Source organism: Bradyrhizobium diversitatis (genome assembly GCF_016031635.1).
In the GTDB taxonomy this organism is placed as follows: domain Bacteria; phylum Pseudomonadota; class Alphaproteobacteria; order Rhizobiales; family Xanthobacteraceae; genus Bradyrhizobium; species Bradyrhizobium diversitatis.
The window spans coordinates 177094-192992 of sequence record NZ_JACEGD010000015.1 but is presented as its reverse complement, the minus strand read 5'-3'; the positions used below and the strand labels follow the sequence as shown (position 1 = coordinate 192992).

Sequence of the window (15899 nt, the reverse complement as noted above, 5' to 3'; positions counted from 1 at the left end):
GGCGTCCACGCCAGCAACGAGGACTTGCGCCAAATTATTTTAGGCTTAAAATAGTTTCCATGGCCGGGTGAATTGGCGAGGCTCCCATGAAAGTCGCGATCATCGGTGGCGGACCTGCGGGTCTTTATGCGGCGATCCTGCTGAAGAAGCAGCGGCCAAGCGCCGACATCGCCGTGTATGAGCGCAATCGCGCCGACGACACCTTCGGCTTCGGCGTGGTGTTCTCGGATGCGACACTCGACAATTTCGAGAAGCACGATCTTCCGAGCTATCGCCGCATCACCCAGGAGTTCGCCTACTGGGATGACATCGCCGTGCATTTCCGCGGCACGGTGCACCGGGTGGGCGGCAACGGCTTTTGCGGCTGCTCGCGACGCAAGCTGCTTCTGATCCTTCAGGAGCGCGCTCGCGAGCTAGGCGTCGTCTTGCATTTCGAGGTGGACATCGACGATGAATCCCGCTTCGCCGATGCCGATCTCATCCTCATCGCCGACGGCATCAACAGCCGTTTTCGCGAGAAATACGTCGACCATTTCCAGCCGGAGGTCGACATCCGCTCCAACAAATTCGCCTGGATGGGCTCGACCAGGCCGCTCGATGCCTTCACCTTCATCTTCCAGGAGACCGAGTGGGGGCCGTTCATCGCCCATGCCTATCAGTATGAGGTCGGGCATTCGACCTGGATCTTCGAGACCGATCCGGAGACGTTCGAGCGGGCGGGACTGACAGGGCTGGACGAAGCTCAATCCGCCGCGCGGATGGCAGACATCTTCGGCTGGTTCCTCGGCGAGCATCGATTGCTGACCAACCGCTCGATGTGGCGCAACTTCCCCATGATCCGCAGCAAGCGCTGGGTCAAGGACAACATGGTCCTGCTCGGCGACGCCAAGGCGAGCGCGCATTTCTCGGTCGGCTCGGGCACCAAGCTCGCGATGGAAGACGCGATCGCGCTGGCCGAAGCGATGGAGAAGGCGCCCAGCATCGAGGCGGCGCTGGAAATTTATGAGCACGGCCGCCGCGAGGAGGTCGAGAAGACCCAGCATGCCGCCGACGTTTCGCTGGTCTGGTTCGAGCATGTCGACCGCTTCTGGGATTTCGATCCGGTGCAGTTCGCCTTCGGCGTCATGACGCGGTCGAAGGCGATCACCTATGACAATCTGAAACTCCGCGCCCCGGATTTCGTGGCGGAGGTCGAAAAATCGTTTGCCAGGCAGGTGCGCAGCAGCGGCTTCGATGTCGACACCGATCGGCCGATCGTGCCGCTGTTCCAGCCGTTCCGCCTGCGTGAGATGGAGATCGCCAACCGCGCCGTGATGTCGCCGATGTGCATGTATTCGGCGAAGGAAGGTGTGCCGACAGACTTCCACCTCGTGCATTACGGTTCGCGAGCGATCGGCGGTGCCGGATTGATCTTCACGGAGATGACCTGTGTCAGCCGCGACGCCCGGATCACTCCCGGCTGCGCCGGCCTGTGGAACGACGAGCAGGAAGCCGCATGGCGGCGCATCGTTGATTTCGTCCACGGCAACTCGGCCGCAAAAATCTGCCTTCAATTGGGCCACGCTGGGCGCAAGGGCGCAACCAAGCTGATGTGGGACGGTATGGATCGCCCCCTGGAACAGGGCGGCTGGGAAGTCTTTTCGGCATCGCCGCTGCCCTATTTCCCCGACAGCCAGGTGCCGCGCGAGCTTGACCGTGCCGGAATGAATGCGGTGAGAGACGCTTTCGTCGCGGCGGCCGAGCGCGGCGAGCGCTGCGGCTTCGACATGCTCGAATTGCACTGCGCCCACGGCTATCTGCTCGCCAGCTTCATCTCGCCGCTGACCAATACGCGCACGGACGAATATGGCGGCTCGCTCGCCAACCGGCTGCGTTTTCCGCTCGAGGTCTTCGAGGCGCTACGCGCAGTGTGGCCGTCGCACAAGCCGATGTCGGTGCGCATCTCCGCAACCGATTGGGCTGACGGAGGCATCACCGGGGATGATGCCGTCGCCATCGCGCGCGCTTTTACCGAGGCGGGCGTCGATCTCGTCGACGTCTCGACCGGCCAGACGGTGCGCGATGCGCAGCCGGTCTACGGGCGCATGTTCCAGACGCCGTTCTCCGATCAGGTCCGCAACGAGGCGCGGGTAGCCACCATGTGCGTCGGCAACATCACCACGGCGGACCAGGCCAATACCATTTTGGCCGCTGGCCGCGCGGATCTCGTCGCGCTCGGCCGTCCGCATCTCGTCGATCCCTTCTTCACCATGAAGGCGGCGGCCTGGTACGGGGCCGACGACGCATTCTGCCCGCCGCAATATCTGCCCGGAAAAGATCAGATTTTCCGCAACAGCGTGCGCGACCGGCAGGATCTGGAGGAGCTGAGAATTAAGGCTAAGCCCAAGACCCGGGCCGAGCTCAAGGCGGAGGCGACAAAGCCGCTTGCGGCGGAGTGACCGCCCGTGCGACGTTAACCCATTGCCTGTGTTTCGAGTGGAGTTAGGGCGATGAAGGCGATTATCGTCGGCGGCGGTATCGGTGGTCTCACGACGGCGTTGATGTTCCGCTCGCGGGGCCTGGATTGCGAGATCTACGAGCAGGCCGACACCGTCCGCGAACTCGGCGTCGGCATCAACACGCTGCCGCATGCCATGCGCGAGTTGGCCGGGCTCGGCCTGTTGCAGAGGCTGGACGACGTCGCGATCCGCACGGATCAGCTCTATTACCTCAACCGCCACGGCCAGGAAGTCTGGCGCGAAGCCCGCGGCATCGACGCCGGTCACGATGTGCCGCAATTCTCGATCCATCGTGGGCGCCTTCAGGGCGTCATCCATCGTGCCGTCGAGGAACGGCTCGGGCCGGACGCAATTCACACCGGCTGCCGGCTTGGTGCCTTCACGCAGGATGAGGGCGGCGTCACCGCTTACTTCTTCGATCGTGCCGGCACGCACGTCCGCACCGCGCGTGGGGATATCCTGATTGGCGCCGACGGCATCCACTCACGCGTCCGCGAGACGCTGTTCCCGAACGAGGGGCCGCCGTGCTGGAACGGCTTGATGCTGTGGCGCGGCGCCCGCGATTGGCCGCTGTTCCTCACCGGCAAATCGATGATCGTGGCCGGCGGTCTCAATGCCAAGGTGGTGATCTATCCGATCGCGGAAGGATCGAGCCCGGCAAGCCGCCTCACCAATTGGGCGGTGCTGGTCAAAGTGGGCGAGGGCAATGCACCGCCGCCGCGGAAAGAAGACTGGTCGCGGCCGGGGCGGCGCGAGGAACTGATGCCGCATGTGGCACTTTTCTCGGTGCCCTATATCGACGTGAAGAGCCTGATCTCGGCAACGCCCGAATTTTACGAATATCCGACCTGCGACCGCGATCCCTTGCCCTATTGGTCGTCGGGCCGGGTCACGCTGCTCGGCGACGCCGCGCATCCGATGTATCCGGTGGGGTCGAACGGCGCCTCGCAGGCGATCCTCGATGCGCGCTGCCTTGCGGACGCGCTGGTGCGCGCCGAACATCCGCGTCAGGCGCTGCTCGAATATGAAAAGAAGCGCCTGCCCATGACGGCCGAGATCGTCCGCTCCAACCGGCGCGGCGGTCCTGAAGGCGTCATCGACGCCGTCGAGCAGCTCGCGCCTGACGGTTTCGACAATGTCGACAACGTCCTGAGCTATTCCCAGCGCGAGGCGATCGTGCGTGGCTACGCTACCAAGGCCGGCTTTGCCGCCGTCCCGGGACTTGCGGCGGTACGCGCCTAAGACACGCTGCTAGCCGCCGGGCGGCGGCAGGAAGTGGATGTTGAACTCGGCGGCCAGCGCCACCACGTCCTCGGGCTTCTGCTCCTTCATGTTGTGAAGGCCCCAGAACAAGTCGAACAGCTTGCGGCTCGGGGAGACCCAGAACAGCACTTTTGCGGTCTGCTCCGACTTGTTGAAGATGCCGTGAGGCACGCCCATGCCGAGCCGGATCAGATCGCCGGCGCTCGCCTGCGACTCCGAATTGCCGAGCACGAAATCGAGCTTGCCCTCCAGCATGTAGAGATACTCATCCTGATCGGGATGAATGTGCGGCGGCACAAACGTGCCCGGCGGAAGTGTCGCATGCCAGGAGAAGCTGTGCTCGGCGTAGCTCTTCGGCACATAGGTCTGGCCGAGGATGTTCCAGGAAATGCCCTGGATGCCCTCATTCGCCCGGGTGATGCCGGTGATTTCGCTCTTCATTTTAGTCCTCCCGTAACGCGATGCGCGGCCTTAGTTCGCCGCCTTGCAGTCCTTGGCATAGCGGTCGCCGTAATTCTCGAAGACCTTCTGGACGATCTCGGTCTGGAACTTGCCGTCCGGACGCTTGGCGACTTTGGTCAGGTAGAAATCCTGGATGGGATAGCCGTTGGTGTTGAACTTGAAGGTGCCGCGCAGCGAGGTGAAGTCGGCCTTCTTGAGCGCCGCCCGAACGGCGTCCTTGTTCGATAGATCGCCCTTCACCGCCTTGACCGCGCTGTCGATCAGCATCGCAGCGTCATAGGCCTGAAAGGCGTAGGTGCCGGGCACGATGTTATAAGCGGCCTCATAGGCGGCAACGAACTTCTTGTTCTGGGGATTGTCGAGATTGGGCGCCCAGTTCGCGCCGCCGAACATGCCGACCGCGGCGTCCTGCTGCGCCGGCAGGGTCGATTCATCCACCGTGAACGCCGAGAGCACCGGAATGGTATCGGCAAGGCCCGCCTGCCGGTACTGCTTGACGAGATTGACGCCGAGGCCGCCGGGCATGAACGTGAAGAGAGCATCGGGCTTTTGCGAGGAAATCTTGGACAGCTCCGGCTGGAAGTCCAGCGTGTTCAGCGGCATGTAGGATTCCTCGACGATCTCGCCCTTGTAGTCGAGCTTGAACCCGGCCACCGAATCCTTGCCGGCCTGATAGTTCGGCACCATCAGGTACATGCGCTTGTAGCCGCGATCCTGCGCGACCTTGCCGAGGATCTCGTGCACCTGATCGTTCTGATACGAAGTCACATAGAAGAACGGGTTGCAGTCCTTGCCGGCGAAGGTCGACGGCCCGGCATTGGGGCTGATCAGGAAGGTCTTCGATTCCGTGATGGGCCGGTGGATCGCCTGGAGGATGTTGGAGAAGATCGGTCCGACCACGAAGTCGACCTTCTCGCGCTCGAGAAGGCCCTTGACCTTGGTCACCGCTGCATCCGGCTTCAACTCGTCGTCGACGACGACGACCTCGACATCGCGGCCGCCCATCTTGCTGCCGAGATCTTTCACTGCAAGCGTGAAGCCGTCCCGAACCTGTTGGCCAAGCGCGGCGGCAGGCCCCGACAGGGTCACGATCACGCCCAGCTTGATTTTTTCCTGGGCGAGGGCAGGGGTCACCACGGTGCCGAGCAGCACGGCGGCTGCGGCTAAGGTCATTTGCGTCTTCATGATCTGTCCCTCGTGACGATTGGCTTGCGCTGCAAGCCACGTACTCCAAATTCAAACTTATGCCGATGATGGTCGCCGCGGCAAGCCGAGCTCGAGGCGTCGCACTCTGCGGGGAGCGCCGCATGCAAGCGGCGCGCCAATTGTTTGAAGCCTAAAGAAATTGTCCTGCGGTTGATTGTTGCAGCTTTGGACTTGCAGCCGGCTCCGATTTATTTGAAGCTCAAAACGTTGGGGAATCCGTGCCGGCGCCAATGCCGGCCGTGAGTGGCTGCATCAACATGCTCGATTCCGAGACCAAGGCCGTCGAAACGCCGGAGGACCACGCCGAAGAGCTTCGGCTGTGGCTGCGGCTCCTGACCTGCACGACGCTGATCGAGGGCGAGGTGCGCGGCCGGCTCCGGCAGCGATTCGACGTCACGCTGCCTCGTTTCGACCTGATGGCGCAGCTCGACAAGGCGCCTGACGGCATGACGCTGTCCGATGTCTCCAAGCGCATGATGGTGTCGAACGGCAATGTGACCGGCCTCGTGGAGCGTCTGGTGGACTCCGGTCATCTCGACCGCCGGACCTCGGAGACGGACCGCCGCGTCCAGGTGATCCGACTCACGAAGCTCGGACGCGCCGAGTTTCGCCGAATGGCTGCGGAACACGAAACCTGGATCGCCGATCTCTTCGCCGACCTGACCCCGAAGGACGTGCGCGAGCTGATGCGGCTCCTGGCCAAGACCAAGGCGTCCGCGCAGAAATCGGCCGCGCGCCGCCGGTCGTAAGCCCCGGCGCTGGGCGGGGCGCCGATCCCTCTTGCCGCAGGAAAAAGCACGGCGTGCCCAAAATCCGCTATTGCGCCGAATTGTTTTAAGCCTAAAATGTTTTCAGATCGTGCTGCCGGGTGCAATCCATGCTGAAAGGAGCGTGCGATGGCCAACGCCGCCAAGATTCAAATGTCGGGTTCGTGTGACGGCAACGCCGCGACGGCCCATGTCGATACGTTCGCGCGGCAACATCTGCCGCCGCGCGAGCTCTGGCCCGAATTCATCTTCACGCGGCCGGAGCTGCACTACCCCCCGCGACTGAACTGCGTCAGCTATTTCCTGGATCGCTGGGTCGAGCAGGGACATGGCGAGGCACCCTGCGTCATCAGCCCTTCCGTCAGCTACACCTATCGCGAGCTGCAGGCGCTGGTGAACCGCATCGCCAACGTGCTGGTCGGCAAGCTCAATCTCGTTCCCGGCGGCCGGGTGCTGTTGCGCTCTGCCAACAACCCCATGATGGTTGCGACCTATCTCGCGGTGATCAAGGCCGGCGGCATCGTCGTGGCGACGATGCCGCTGCTCCGCGCCAAGGAACTGTCCTATCCGATCCAGAAAGCGGCGATCACGCTGGCACTGTGTGACGGAAAACTCTCCGATGAGATGGAGAAGGCGAAGGCCGCAGCGCCCGGTCTCGAGCGCGTCGTTTATTGGGGCAACGGCGCTTCCGATTCGCTCGAAGCGCTGATCGCGGATACGAGCCCGGAGTTCGGGGCTCTCGATACCGCCGCCGATGACATCTGCCTGATCGCTTTCACGTCGGGCACGACAGGCGATCCCAAGGGCACCATGCATTTCCACCGCGACATGCTCGCGGTCTGCGACGGCTATGCGCGCAACATCCTGCGGGCCGAGCAGAAGGATCGCTTCATCGGCTCGGCCCCGCTCGCCTTCACCTTCGGCTTCGGCGGCGTGCTGTTTCCGATGCATATCGGCGCGTCCTTCGTCCTGCTGGAGAAGACGACGCCGGACGACCTGCTGTCGGCGATCGAGCAGTACAAGATCACAGTCTGCTTCACGGCGCCGACCGCATACCGCGCCATGATCGGCAAGCTGCCGGGCCGCGACATCTCCTCGCTTCTTAAATGCGTCTCCGCGGGCGAAACACTGCCCAAGCCGACATTCGATGCCTGGTTCAAGGCCACCGGGATCAAGCTGATGGACGGCATCGGTTCGACCGAGATGCTGCACATCTTCATCAGCGCGACCGAGGACGAGATCCGCCCCGGCGCCACCGGCAAGCCCGTGCCGGGCTATGAAGCCAAGATCGTCGATGATGAGGGCCGCGACGTGCCGCCTGGAACGATGGGCCGTCTCGCCGTGCGCGGGCCGACCGGCTGCCGCTATCTGGCCGACGAGCGGCAGAGGAAATACGTCCAGAACGGCTGGAACATCACCGGCGACACCTATCTGATGGATAGCGACGGCTATTTCTGGTACCAGTCGCGCTCCGACGACATGATCGTGTCGGCCGGCTACAACATCGCGGGGACCGATGTCGAAGCGGCGCTGCTCACGCATCCGGCGGTTGCCGAGTGCGGCGTGGTCGGCGCTCCGGACGAGGCGCGCGGCATGATCGTGAAGGCCTATGTCATCGCCGCGCCCGGCGTGACGGCCGACGCGCAGCTCGTGGCGGAGCTGCAGGAGCATGTCAAACGCGAGATTGCGCCTTACAAATATCCGCGCGCGATCGAGTTCGTGACGCAATTGCCGAAGACCGAAACCGGCAAGCTGAAGCGCTTTGCCCTGCGGCAGCTGGCGCAGGTCGCGGCGACGTCGTCAGGCGTCGCTGCGGAATGAGAGAAGGATAGAGAATTGTCCGTGACGCCCCCGAAAGGCTCGCAACTCGCGGTACTGCCGACGGCAGCCGAGGAAGGAACGCGCATCAGGGCGCAGATCCTCCAGCCGTCAGGCTGGCCGGTGCCGAAAGGCTACGCCAACGGCATGGCTGCTGAAGGGCGTATCGTCGTCACCGGCGGAGTGATCGGCTGGGATGCAGAAGAGCGCCTCGCGGAAGGCTTCGTCGCGCAGGTACGCCAGACCTTGAGCAACATCGCCGCGATCCTGGCCGAGGCCGGTGCCCGGCCCGAGCACCTCGTGCGCCTGACCTGGTACGTCGTCGACATGGACGAGTACCTGGCCAATCTGAAGGAACTGGGCCGGGTCTATCGCGACGTCTTCGGAGCCCATTATCCTGCGATGGCGCTGGTTCAGGTGGTCCGCCTCGTGGAGAAGGCGGCGCGCGTCGAAATCGAAGCCACCGCCGTCATTCCTCGCTGAACTCTGTCGCGATCGGCTCTCCCTGATCGACCCGCCCTGGTTAGCTTGCTTTGGCGAGCTCATCGTCCTCGGGCGAGTTCAGATAGACGCCCGACATGGTGTCGACCCAGCAAAGATGGTCGTGCACCTTCTTCACGCCCTCGACGTTCTCCGCGGCGACGATCGCGGCCTGCCGTGCGCGCTCTTCGGTGATGACGCCGCTGAGATGAACGATACCGTTGCGCACGATCACGTTCAGCCCGAACGGGCACCAGTCGCTCTTCTCCATGGTATCGATGATGCGGCTGCGAATGTGGTCGTCATCCGCGGTGGGATCCGGTACTTCGCGGGCGAGGCCCGCCACCGCCTGCAGCAGATTGGCGCGGGATACGATCCCGACGACCTTGTCGCCGCGCACGACCGGCAGCCGCTTGATGTTGTTCCGCTCCATGAGATCGACGATCTCCGCGAGCGCCGTATCCTCCGTGATCGTCACGGGCGAGTCGGTCATCACTTCCGAGACCTTGCGGCCGTGCTCATGGACGAAATCGCTCGCGGATTTGCCCGGACCGAGGATGAAGCGAAGCCAGCGTCCGCGCTTGCGGCCGGTGCCGATTTCGCTGCGGCGGATGAAATCCCCTTCCGACACGACGCCGACCAGCTTGCCGGACTCGTCGACCACTGTGAGACCGCTGACGTGCCGCTTCAGCATGATATTTGCCGCTTCGACGATGCTGGTGTCGGGGGTGACCGAGATGACCGACCGGGTCATGATCTGATGGGCGCGCATGGACGACTCCGCTTTGTTGAAACTTCGATGCGCGCAACCTAGCTCCGGCATCGAGGTGCCGTTTGACGCAAGTCAATCGGGCGAAACACGATCGATCCCGATTGAGAAATTGTGATCCGGACCCGGGCTTGATGCAGCTCAACACGGCTTCGACGCCTCGCGGTACCCTTTATCCACGTACAACTGAAGCCCGCAGGAACATGAGCTATGAGCGTCGTGCAGAAATTTCCACGGGCTGAAGAGCCGGCGGTGCAGGTTCTCTCCGCCGATCCCGCCGCTGGTCCCGAAGCCTCGCTTGTGAGCCCCGGAAAACTCGAAAGCACTCCGGTCGCGGCCGATTCCGTGCCTGCATCAGAGCCATATCCTCTGGACCGCGCCTTGCACGCGATGCTGGCGCGGTTCACGGGCGGGATTTCGCCACTTGCCCTCTCGCTCGCCTGGCTCGATTGGAGCTCGCATCTCGCCGCGGCGCCGCAGCGCCAGATGGAGATTTCGCGGAACGCCCTTCGCGATGTCGGCCGGCTCGCGAAAGCTGCCGCGCACGCGGCGTCGCCCGGGCAAAAGCCGTGGTCCGTGATCCAGCCGCAGGAGCGGGACCGCCGGTTCAGGGGATCGCAATGGGAGATCGCGCCGTTCAACCTGCTGGCGCAGGCGTTTCTGCTCGGAGAGCGCTGGTGGCGCGATGCTGCGACGGGCGTACGCGGCGTGTCGCATGCAAATGAAGCCATCGTCGAGTTCTCGATGCGTCAGTTGCTCGACATGCTGGCGCCGTCGAACTTCGCTGCGACCAATCCGAAGGTGCTGGAGAAGGCGTTCCAGAGCGGCGGGGAGAATTTCATCTTCGGCTGGCAGAACTGGTGCAGCGACCTGATGCGCCTGCTCTCCAACTCGAAACTGGCGGACGACGGGCAGTTCGTGGTCGGCAAGACGGTGGCGGTTTCACCCGGCAAGGTCGTCTACCGCAACGAGCTGATGGAGCTGATTCAGTATTATCCGACCACCGCGCAGGTGCGGCCCGAGCCGATCCTGATCGTGCCGGCCTGGATCATGAAGTACTACATCCTCGATCTCTCGCCGCAGAACTCGCTGGTCAAATATCTGACGGGTCAAGGTTTCACCGTGTTCGCGATCTCCTGGCGCAATCCGGATGCGAGGGATCGGGATCTCGCCTTTGACGATTATCGCAGGCTGGGCGTCATGGCGGCGCTGGACATGATCGGCCTGATCATGCCGGGTCGGAAGACCCATGCGCTCGGCTATTGTCTGGGGGGCACATTGCTGTCGATCGCCGCCGCCGCGATGGAGCGCGACGGTGATAACCGCTTCGGCTCGGTCACGCTCCTTGCCGCGCAGACTGATTTCACCGAGGCCGGGGAGCTGACGCTCTTCATCAACGAGAGCCAGGTGGCTTTTCTCGAAGACATGATGTGGCAGCGCGGCTATCTCGACACGACGCAGATGGCCGGCGCCTTCCAGTTGCTGCGCTCGAACGAACTGATCTGGTCGCGGCTCTCACATGACTATCTGATGGGCGAGAGCGCGCCGCCGAGCGACCTGATGGCCTGGAACGCCGACGCCACGCGGCTGCCTTATCGCATGCATTCGGAGTATCTGCGCAAGCTGTTCCTCGACAACGATCTGGCGGGAGGGCGCTATCTCGTCGGAGGCAGGAGTGTTTCGCTCTCCGATATTCACGTGCCGATGTTCGTGGTCGGCACGCTCGCCGATCACGTGGCGCCATGGCGATCCGTCTACAAGATCCACTATCAGGTCGATGCCGACGTGACGTTCCTGTTGACCAGCGGCGGTCACAATGCCGGTGTCGTGGCGCCTCCAGAGGAGCCCGGCCACAGCTATCAGGTGCTGACCAAGGCTGCTGATGCGCCCTATGTCGGCGCGGATGAATGGGTGAAGCTGGCCCCGCGCGTTGAAGGGTCGTGGTGGCCGGAATGGGCCAAATGGCTCGCGGCGCGCTCCGGCGCGCCCTGCGATCCGCCGCAGATCGGGTTTGGAGGCGCACCCGGCCTGCCCGATGCGCCGGGAGACTATGTTCACACCTAAACCTCCGGCTCGGAGCCCGGCGCGAGATCCGAGGAGCGGAACGGCTTGGCCTTGTCCAGTTTCCGGTAGGCCACCGACGCGGTTCGCAACAGCTTCTTTTCCCGCTTTCGGTTGAGAAAGCGATCGGTGGCACCGAGGCCGGCGCCGTTCAAGGACGCCGCCAGCGCCTGTCCTCGTGCATCGTCGTTCAATTGTCCGAGCGCTCTTTGTGCCTTGCGCAATTGCTTGAGGATGGACTTGTGTTTCGTCGGCGTTTCCGCGGCGAACAGGTCCTGAAGCGATTCGATCGAATAGGTCAGCCGCTTGTTGAGGAGTCGCAGCTTGTGTCGTTTCTCGACGTCGAGCTTGCGGAGTCTTCGCGCTTTCTTGAGCAGCCTCGTCTCCCACTCGGTCAGCCGCTCCATCGCGTGTTCGGCGAGCGTGCGGCGGCGCAGTCGAATGGCTTCCTTGCTGCGCCGGGTCGACCAGGGGCCGCTTTCGATCCACGTCGAGGTCTGTTCGGCCAGGCGGCGGTACCGTGCGGATTGCAGCGCACGCGCCAGCAGCCTGTGGCTCTCGGCCCGTTTCTCGTCCCACTGCTGAAGCTCGGCGACCACGGCGAGTTCGTGGCCAGTCTCGGCGACGACCCGCTCGATCGCCACGTCGAGGTCCCGCACCATGCCGAGCTGGCCGTTCAGCCATTTCAGTTCGGCCCAGACCTTCGGGCGCAGGGCGTCGTCGACCATCGGCGAGAAGAAGCGGATGGCAGTACGCAGATGCGTCAGTGCGATGCGGATCTGGTGCAGAGCTTCGGGATCGCCGCGGCAGGTCCCGTCGTGCTGAGCGATCACGTCATCGAGGTGACGGCGGGCGATGATCCGGAAGGCCGTGTCGCAGGCCATGCCGGGGCTGAGGCGGCCGGGCAGGGTATTGCGCCGCGTCGCCGGCTTGGCACGCGTGGTCGCCCTCGAGCTTGTGGTGGGTCCCGACATCCTTGCCTGCATCAATCAGGTTGCGTTGTTTGCCCCTTGGCGATCACGTCCCGGCAGTTCTGCAGCGTCTGTTCTTCTGTCCCGGATGCATCGATGGTCGCCCAGCCGACATGGCCGATCTTATAGTGCTCTTGCAGCGCGGCAACCTCTTGCGTGGCGTCCGATGCATCCCCCCGGCGGCTTCCGATCCGCGCCTGCCGGGTCGCGAGGTCCGCGACCAGGAATAGACCGTTCAGTGAAACGTTGCGCTCGCGCGCCAGCGCGGCGATCGCGTCACGTTCGTCCTCGCGGGCGAATACGCCGTCGATGAGCGCCGAATGGCCTTGCGCCAGCACCCGCCGGGCGCGCTGAGCCAGCGCGTCGTAGACGTGGGCCGTGACCTCCGGCGTATAGGCGGATGGCGGCAGACGGTGCGTGTCCTCGACCCCGAACATTTGCTTGCGGACGAGATCGCTGCGCAGCACGACGGCTCCCGGCTGCGGCGCGACGAGCGGCGCGAGCGCGTACGCCAGAACGGTCTTTCCGGTGCCGGACAGTCCGCCGACCGCAATCAGACGCGGAGCGGGAGGACGGATCAGCGTCCTGGCGAGGTCAAAATAGCGCTGCGCCTGGTCGAGGATGCCGGGACAATCGGAATGCGGCCGCTTCAGCCGTGCCAGGGCCACCTGGGCGCGGATCGCCGCACGGACGGACATGAACAGCGGCAGAGCGGAGAGCGCGTCGAGATTGTCGGCCGGCGTCGCTGCAAGATAGCGGTTCAGGGCGATATTGGCTGCGCGCAGTTGGTCGTGCTGCAACAGGTCCATGAGGGTGAATGCGAGATCGTAGAGCACGTCGACCGTCGCCATCTGCGCATCGAACTCGATGGCGTCGAACAGCACGGGCCGATCATCGATCAGAACGATGTTTGCGAGGTGCAGATCGCCATGACAGCGGCGCACGAAGCCCTGGCGGCCGCGCTCTGCGAGCAGGGGACGAATACGCAGATATGCCTCGTGCAAAGCCTTGACGAGCCTTTCGATGTCTTCCGCGTTGAAATGTCCGCCGGCTCGCAGGCCGTCACTGTTGCCGTCGATCAGGGCCGGGATGGATGAGACCCAGGCTTCTCCGTCTGCGCGTGTCGCCGCCGCGTGCGACGCCACGATTGCGTCAGCGGCAGCCGAGGCGAGCTTCGTCTCCAGCGGGCCGGCCTTTGCCAGAAGATCCAGCGTCCTGTTTTCGTCGAAGCGCGACATGTCGACCGCATATTCGATCGGCCGGCCGGCGCCGCCGACCTTCAGAGATCCATCCGGCTCTTCGGTGATCGCCACGACGCCGTGATAGATCTGCGGCGCCAGCGGCCGGTTGATCCTGATCTCCTCCTCGCAGGCCGCCTTGCGCTTCTCGAGTGTCGAATAATCAAGGAACGGAAACCGGACGGCGCGCTTGATCTTCAGCGCGCGCTTCGCATCCAGGAACACCGAGGCTCCATGCGTGTCGATCCGCGTCACGCCGGGATGGTCGGTCAGCATCTGGAAGATGCGCTCCTGGGCCGCCGTTTCATCCTCGATCGGAGCGGGCATTCGAAGCACCATCACGGCGTCAGCACGGCTGCGCCGAGAATCTGGCCATTCCGCAGCATGCCAAGAACCTCGTTGGCCTGATCGAGCGGAAACGCCGTCGTCTCGGTACGCACGCCGGCTTGCGGGGCGACCTTTAGAAAATCGAGGCCATCCTGCCGGGTCAGATTGGCGACCGAGACCAACTGCCGTTCCTGCCAGAGCAAGTCATACGGAAAGCTTGGAATGTCGGTCATGTGGATGCCGGCGCATACGACGCGCCCGCCTTTGCGGACGGCGCGCAACGCGGCCGGAACGAGCTCGCCGGCCGGTGCGTAGATGATGGCGGCGTCGAGCGGTTCGTCGGGCGCTTCGTCCGATGACCCCGCCCAGACCGCGCCGAGACGGCGTGCAAGGTCTTGTGCAGCGGCGTCGCCGCGTCGCGTGAATGCATGGACGGATCGTCCCTGCCAAACCGCGACCTGCGCAATGATGTGGCCGGCTGCGCCAAAGCCGTAGAGGCCGAGCCGGTCGGCGGGGCCGGCCAGAACCAGCGAGCGCCAGCCGATCAGCCCTGCGCACAGCAGGGGTGCAATCTCCACGTCGCTGCCGGCCTCACCGAGCGGAAAAGCGTAGCGTGCGTCGGCGATGATGTGGGTCGCGTAGCCGCCGTCGCGCGTATAGCCCGTGAAGAGCGGTGCGTCACACAGGTTTTCCATGCCCTCCCGGCAGAATCGACACTTTCCGCAGGTGAAGCCGAGCCAGGGAATGCCGACCCGATCGCCAGGCGCATGTGTTGCCACGTTCGGCCCAACGAGATCGACCCGGCCCACGATCTCGTGCCCAGGCACGATCGGATAACGAATATCGGGCAGCTCGGCATCGACGAGATGGAGATCGGTCCGGCATACGCCGCAGGCGCCGATCTTCACTCGGAGCTGACCTTCGCCCGGAATCGGGTCAGGCCGCTCCTCCATCTGGAGCCGCGCTCGTGGAGCCGGCAACACCATCGCACGCATGAGTCTCTCCGGGGCGAACCGCTCCGATTGAATTATTCATAGAATGACCAAGCGACCAGTCCTTGACGCCGGTCAACGCCGGTTCCCGGGTGACCGAATAGAGTTTGCCCTTGACGAGGATCAAGCGCCTCGACGAGCGCCGGCCTATCGTGGTGGCCCAGGAGAATGCGGATGCCCATCAAGGACGTCTTTCTGCCCCTTGTCGGCCTGCCGCGCGGACCGGCTGTGGTCGCGATGGAGAAATGCGTGGCCGTTGCCGCCGATCTCGGCGCCAGGATCACCGCGCTCGCGCTCGAGGAAGAAATCTTCGAGCGACCGAGGGTGATGCTGCCTTACGATCGCGATTCCGAGCACGCCGGTCCCGAGGCTTCCGACATGCAGCAGCTCCTGAATGCCTTCACCAGCGCAGCTTTCCGTGCCAACATTCGCGCCCAGAGCCGATCGGGCAAGGTGCCTGCGGATCAGATCGGCGCGATCCTGGCCGAGCATGCTCGCTTCAGCGACCTTACGCTGGTTCCCGTGAAACCGCACGACAGCCGAACAGAGGGGATTGTCGAAGCCTTCTTGTTCGGATCCGGCCGGCCGCTTCTGCTTTGTCCCGAACATCTCGCGGACGAACTTCGGCCTGAATTCGAAAACGTCATGATTGCCTGGGATCACTCTGCTCGCGCCGCGCGTGCGGTCGGCGACGCGTTGCCGATTCTTCGGGCTGCCACCTCGGTCCGTGTGGTGACCGTGGCGGACGACAAGACCGAGGCGGTCGTGCAATCCGGCACGGCTCTCGTCGATCATTTGAGGGAACATGGGGTCGATGCCTCGTTCGAAACAACGAAATGCGGCGGCAGCTCGATCGGCAAGGTACTGGGAAGCTGGGCGAATTCCCATGGCATCGATGCGATCGTGATGGGCGCCTATCATCATTCGCGCCTGAACGAGATCGTCTGGGGCGGTGTGACAAAGACCGTCATTGGCCAGCCACCGTGCTGGGTTATGATCTCGCACTAGGCGCCTTCTTCGTCCTGATCGTCAACCAGTCGGAACCGC

13 protein-coding genes are annotated in these 15899 nt (G+C 63.8%); 7 read left to right on the top strand and 6 right to left on the bottom strand.

The annotated features are described in order from the left end of the window. The first annotated feature begins 86 nt into the window (after positions 1 to 86). Both H1B27_RS18110 and H1B27_RS18105 read left to right on the top strand, forming a co-directional pair. Complete coding sequence (locus H1B27_RS18110; RefSeq protein ID WP_197966970.1) at positions 87 to 2438, top strand: bifunctional salicylyl-CoA 5-hydroxylase/oxidoreductase; 2352 nt, start codon at positions 87 to 89, stop codon at positions 2436 to 2438. Positions 2439 to 2489: 51 nt separating this feature from the next. Next, positions 2490 to 3740, top strand: a complete 1251-nt coding sequence (locus tag H1B27_RS18105) for a flavin-dependent oxidoreductase (RefSeq protein WP_197966969.1) — start codon at positions 2490 to 2492, stop codon at positions 3738 to 3740. Positions 3741 to 3749: 9 nt separating this feature from the next. Here H1B27_RS18105 and H1B27_RS18100 read toward each other — a convergent pair whose 3' ends face one another. Together H1B27_RS18100 and H1B27_RS18095 are read right to left on the bottom strand one after the other, a co-directional pair. Further along, a complete protein-coding gene (locus tag H1B27_RS18100; RefSeq protein ID WP_061877925.1) occupies positions 3750 to 4202 on the bottom strand; it encodes a cupin domain-containing protein in 453 nt (150 codons plus the stop codon). A gap of 30 nt (positions 4203 to 4232) precedes the next feature. Continuing rightward, positions 4233 to 5408 carry an ABC transporter substrate-binding protein gene (locus H1B27_RS18095; protein WP_061877926.1) on the bottom strand — a complete coding sequence of 392 codons (1176 nt, stop codon included), beginning with the start codon at positions 5406 to 5408 and terminating at the stop codon, positions 4233 to 4235. Positions 5409 to 5659: 251 nt separating this feature from the next. On the opposite strand from H1B27_RS18095, the gene H1B27_RS18090 reads away from it, so the two are divergent. From H1B27_RS18090 to H1B27_RS18080, 3 genes are all read left to right on the top strand, one after another. Next, the gene (locus H1B27_RS18090; RefSeq protein WP_028181148.1) at positions 5660 to 6178 is read left to right on the top strand and encodes a MarR family winged helix-turn-helix transcriptional regulator; all 519 of its coding nucleotides are present in this window, start codon (positions 5660 to 5662) and stop codon (positions 6176 to 6178) included. 147 nt (positions 6179 to 6325) lie between these two features. Beyond that, positions 6326 to 8017, top strand: coding sequence for a benzoate-CoA ligase family protein (locus H1B27_RS18085; protein ID WP_197966968.1), 1692 nt, complete (start codon positions 6326 to 6328; stop codon positions 8015 to 8017). A gap of 15 nt (positions 8018 to 8032) precedes the next feature. Continuing rightward, positions 8033 to 8497 carry a RidA family protein gene (locus tag H1B27_RS18080; protein ID WP_197488662.1) on the top strand — a complete coding sequence of 155 codons (465 nt, stop codon included), beginning with the start codon at positions 8033 to 8035 and terminating at the stop codon, positions 8495 to 8497. Between the two features lie 40 nt (positions 8498 to 8537). On the opposite strand, the gene H1B27_RS18075 is transcribed toward H1B27_RS18080, so the two are convergent. Beyond that, positions 8538 to 9266, bottom strand: a complete 729-nt coding sequence (locus H1B27_RS18075; RefSeq protein WP_061877928.1) for a CBS domain-containing protein — start codon at positions 9264 to 9266, stop codon at positions 8538 to 8540. 207 nt (positions 9267 to 9473) lie between these two features. Here H1B27_RS18075 and H1B27_RS18070 point away from each other — a divergent pair, with 207 nt between their 5' ends. Further along, on the top strand, positions 9474 to 11327 hold the full coding sequence (locus H1B27_RS18070; protein WP_197966967.1) for a PHA/PHB synthase family protein: 1854 nt from the start codon (positions 9474 to 9476) through the stop codon (positions 11325 to 11327). Here the strand turns inward: H1B27_RS18070 and H1B27_RS18065 are convergent. The 3 genes from H1B27_RS18065 to H1B27_RS18055 are packed head-to-tail and all read right to left on the bottom strand — an operon-like array spanning position 11324 to position 14855. Beyond that, the gene (locus H1B27_RS18065; protein ID WP_061877930.1) at positions 11324 to 12298 is read right to left on the bottom strand and encodes a CHAD domain-containing protein; all 975 of its coding nucleotides are present in this window, start codon (positions 12296 to 12298) and stop codon (positions 11324 to 11326) included. The two genes, H1B27_RS18070 and H1B27_RS18065, sit on opposite strands and share 4 nt — an antisense overlap. Before the next feature lie 11 nt (positions 12299 to 12309). Continuing rightward, positions 12310 to 13860 carry a bifunctional aminoglycoside phosphotransferase/ATP-binding protein gene (locus H1B27_RS18060; RefSeq protein ID WP_246515496.1) on the bottom strand — a complete coding sequence of 517 codons (1551 nt, stop codon included), beginning with the start codon at positions 13858 to 13860 and terminating at the stop codon, positions 12310 to 12312. A gap of 11 nt (positions 13861 to 13871) precedes the next feature. Further along, the gene (locus H1B27_RS18055) at positions 13872 to 14855 is read right to left on the bottom strand and encodes a zinc-dependent alcohol dehydrogenase family protein (RefSeq protein ID WP_197966966.1); all 984 of its coding nucleotides are present in this window, start codon (positions 14853 to 14855) and stop codon (positions 13872 to 13874) included. Positions 14856 to 15026: 171 nt separating this feature from the next. Here H1B27_RS18055 and H1B27_RS18050 point away from each other — a divergent pair, with 171 nt between their 5' ends. After that, positions 15027 to 15860 (top strand): universal stress protein, encoded by an 834-nt coding sequence (locus H1B27_RS18050; RefSeq protein WP_197966965.1) that lies wholly within the window; start codon positions 15027 to 15029, stop codon positions 15858 to 15860. Positions 15861 to 15899 lie beyond the last annotated feature (39 nt).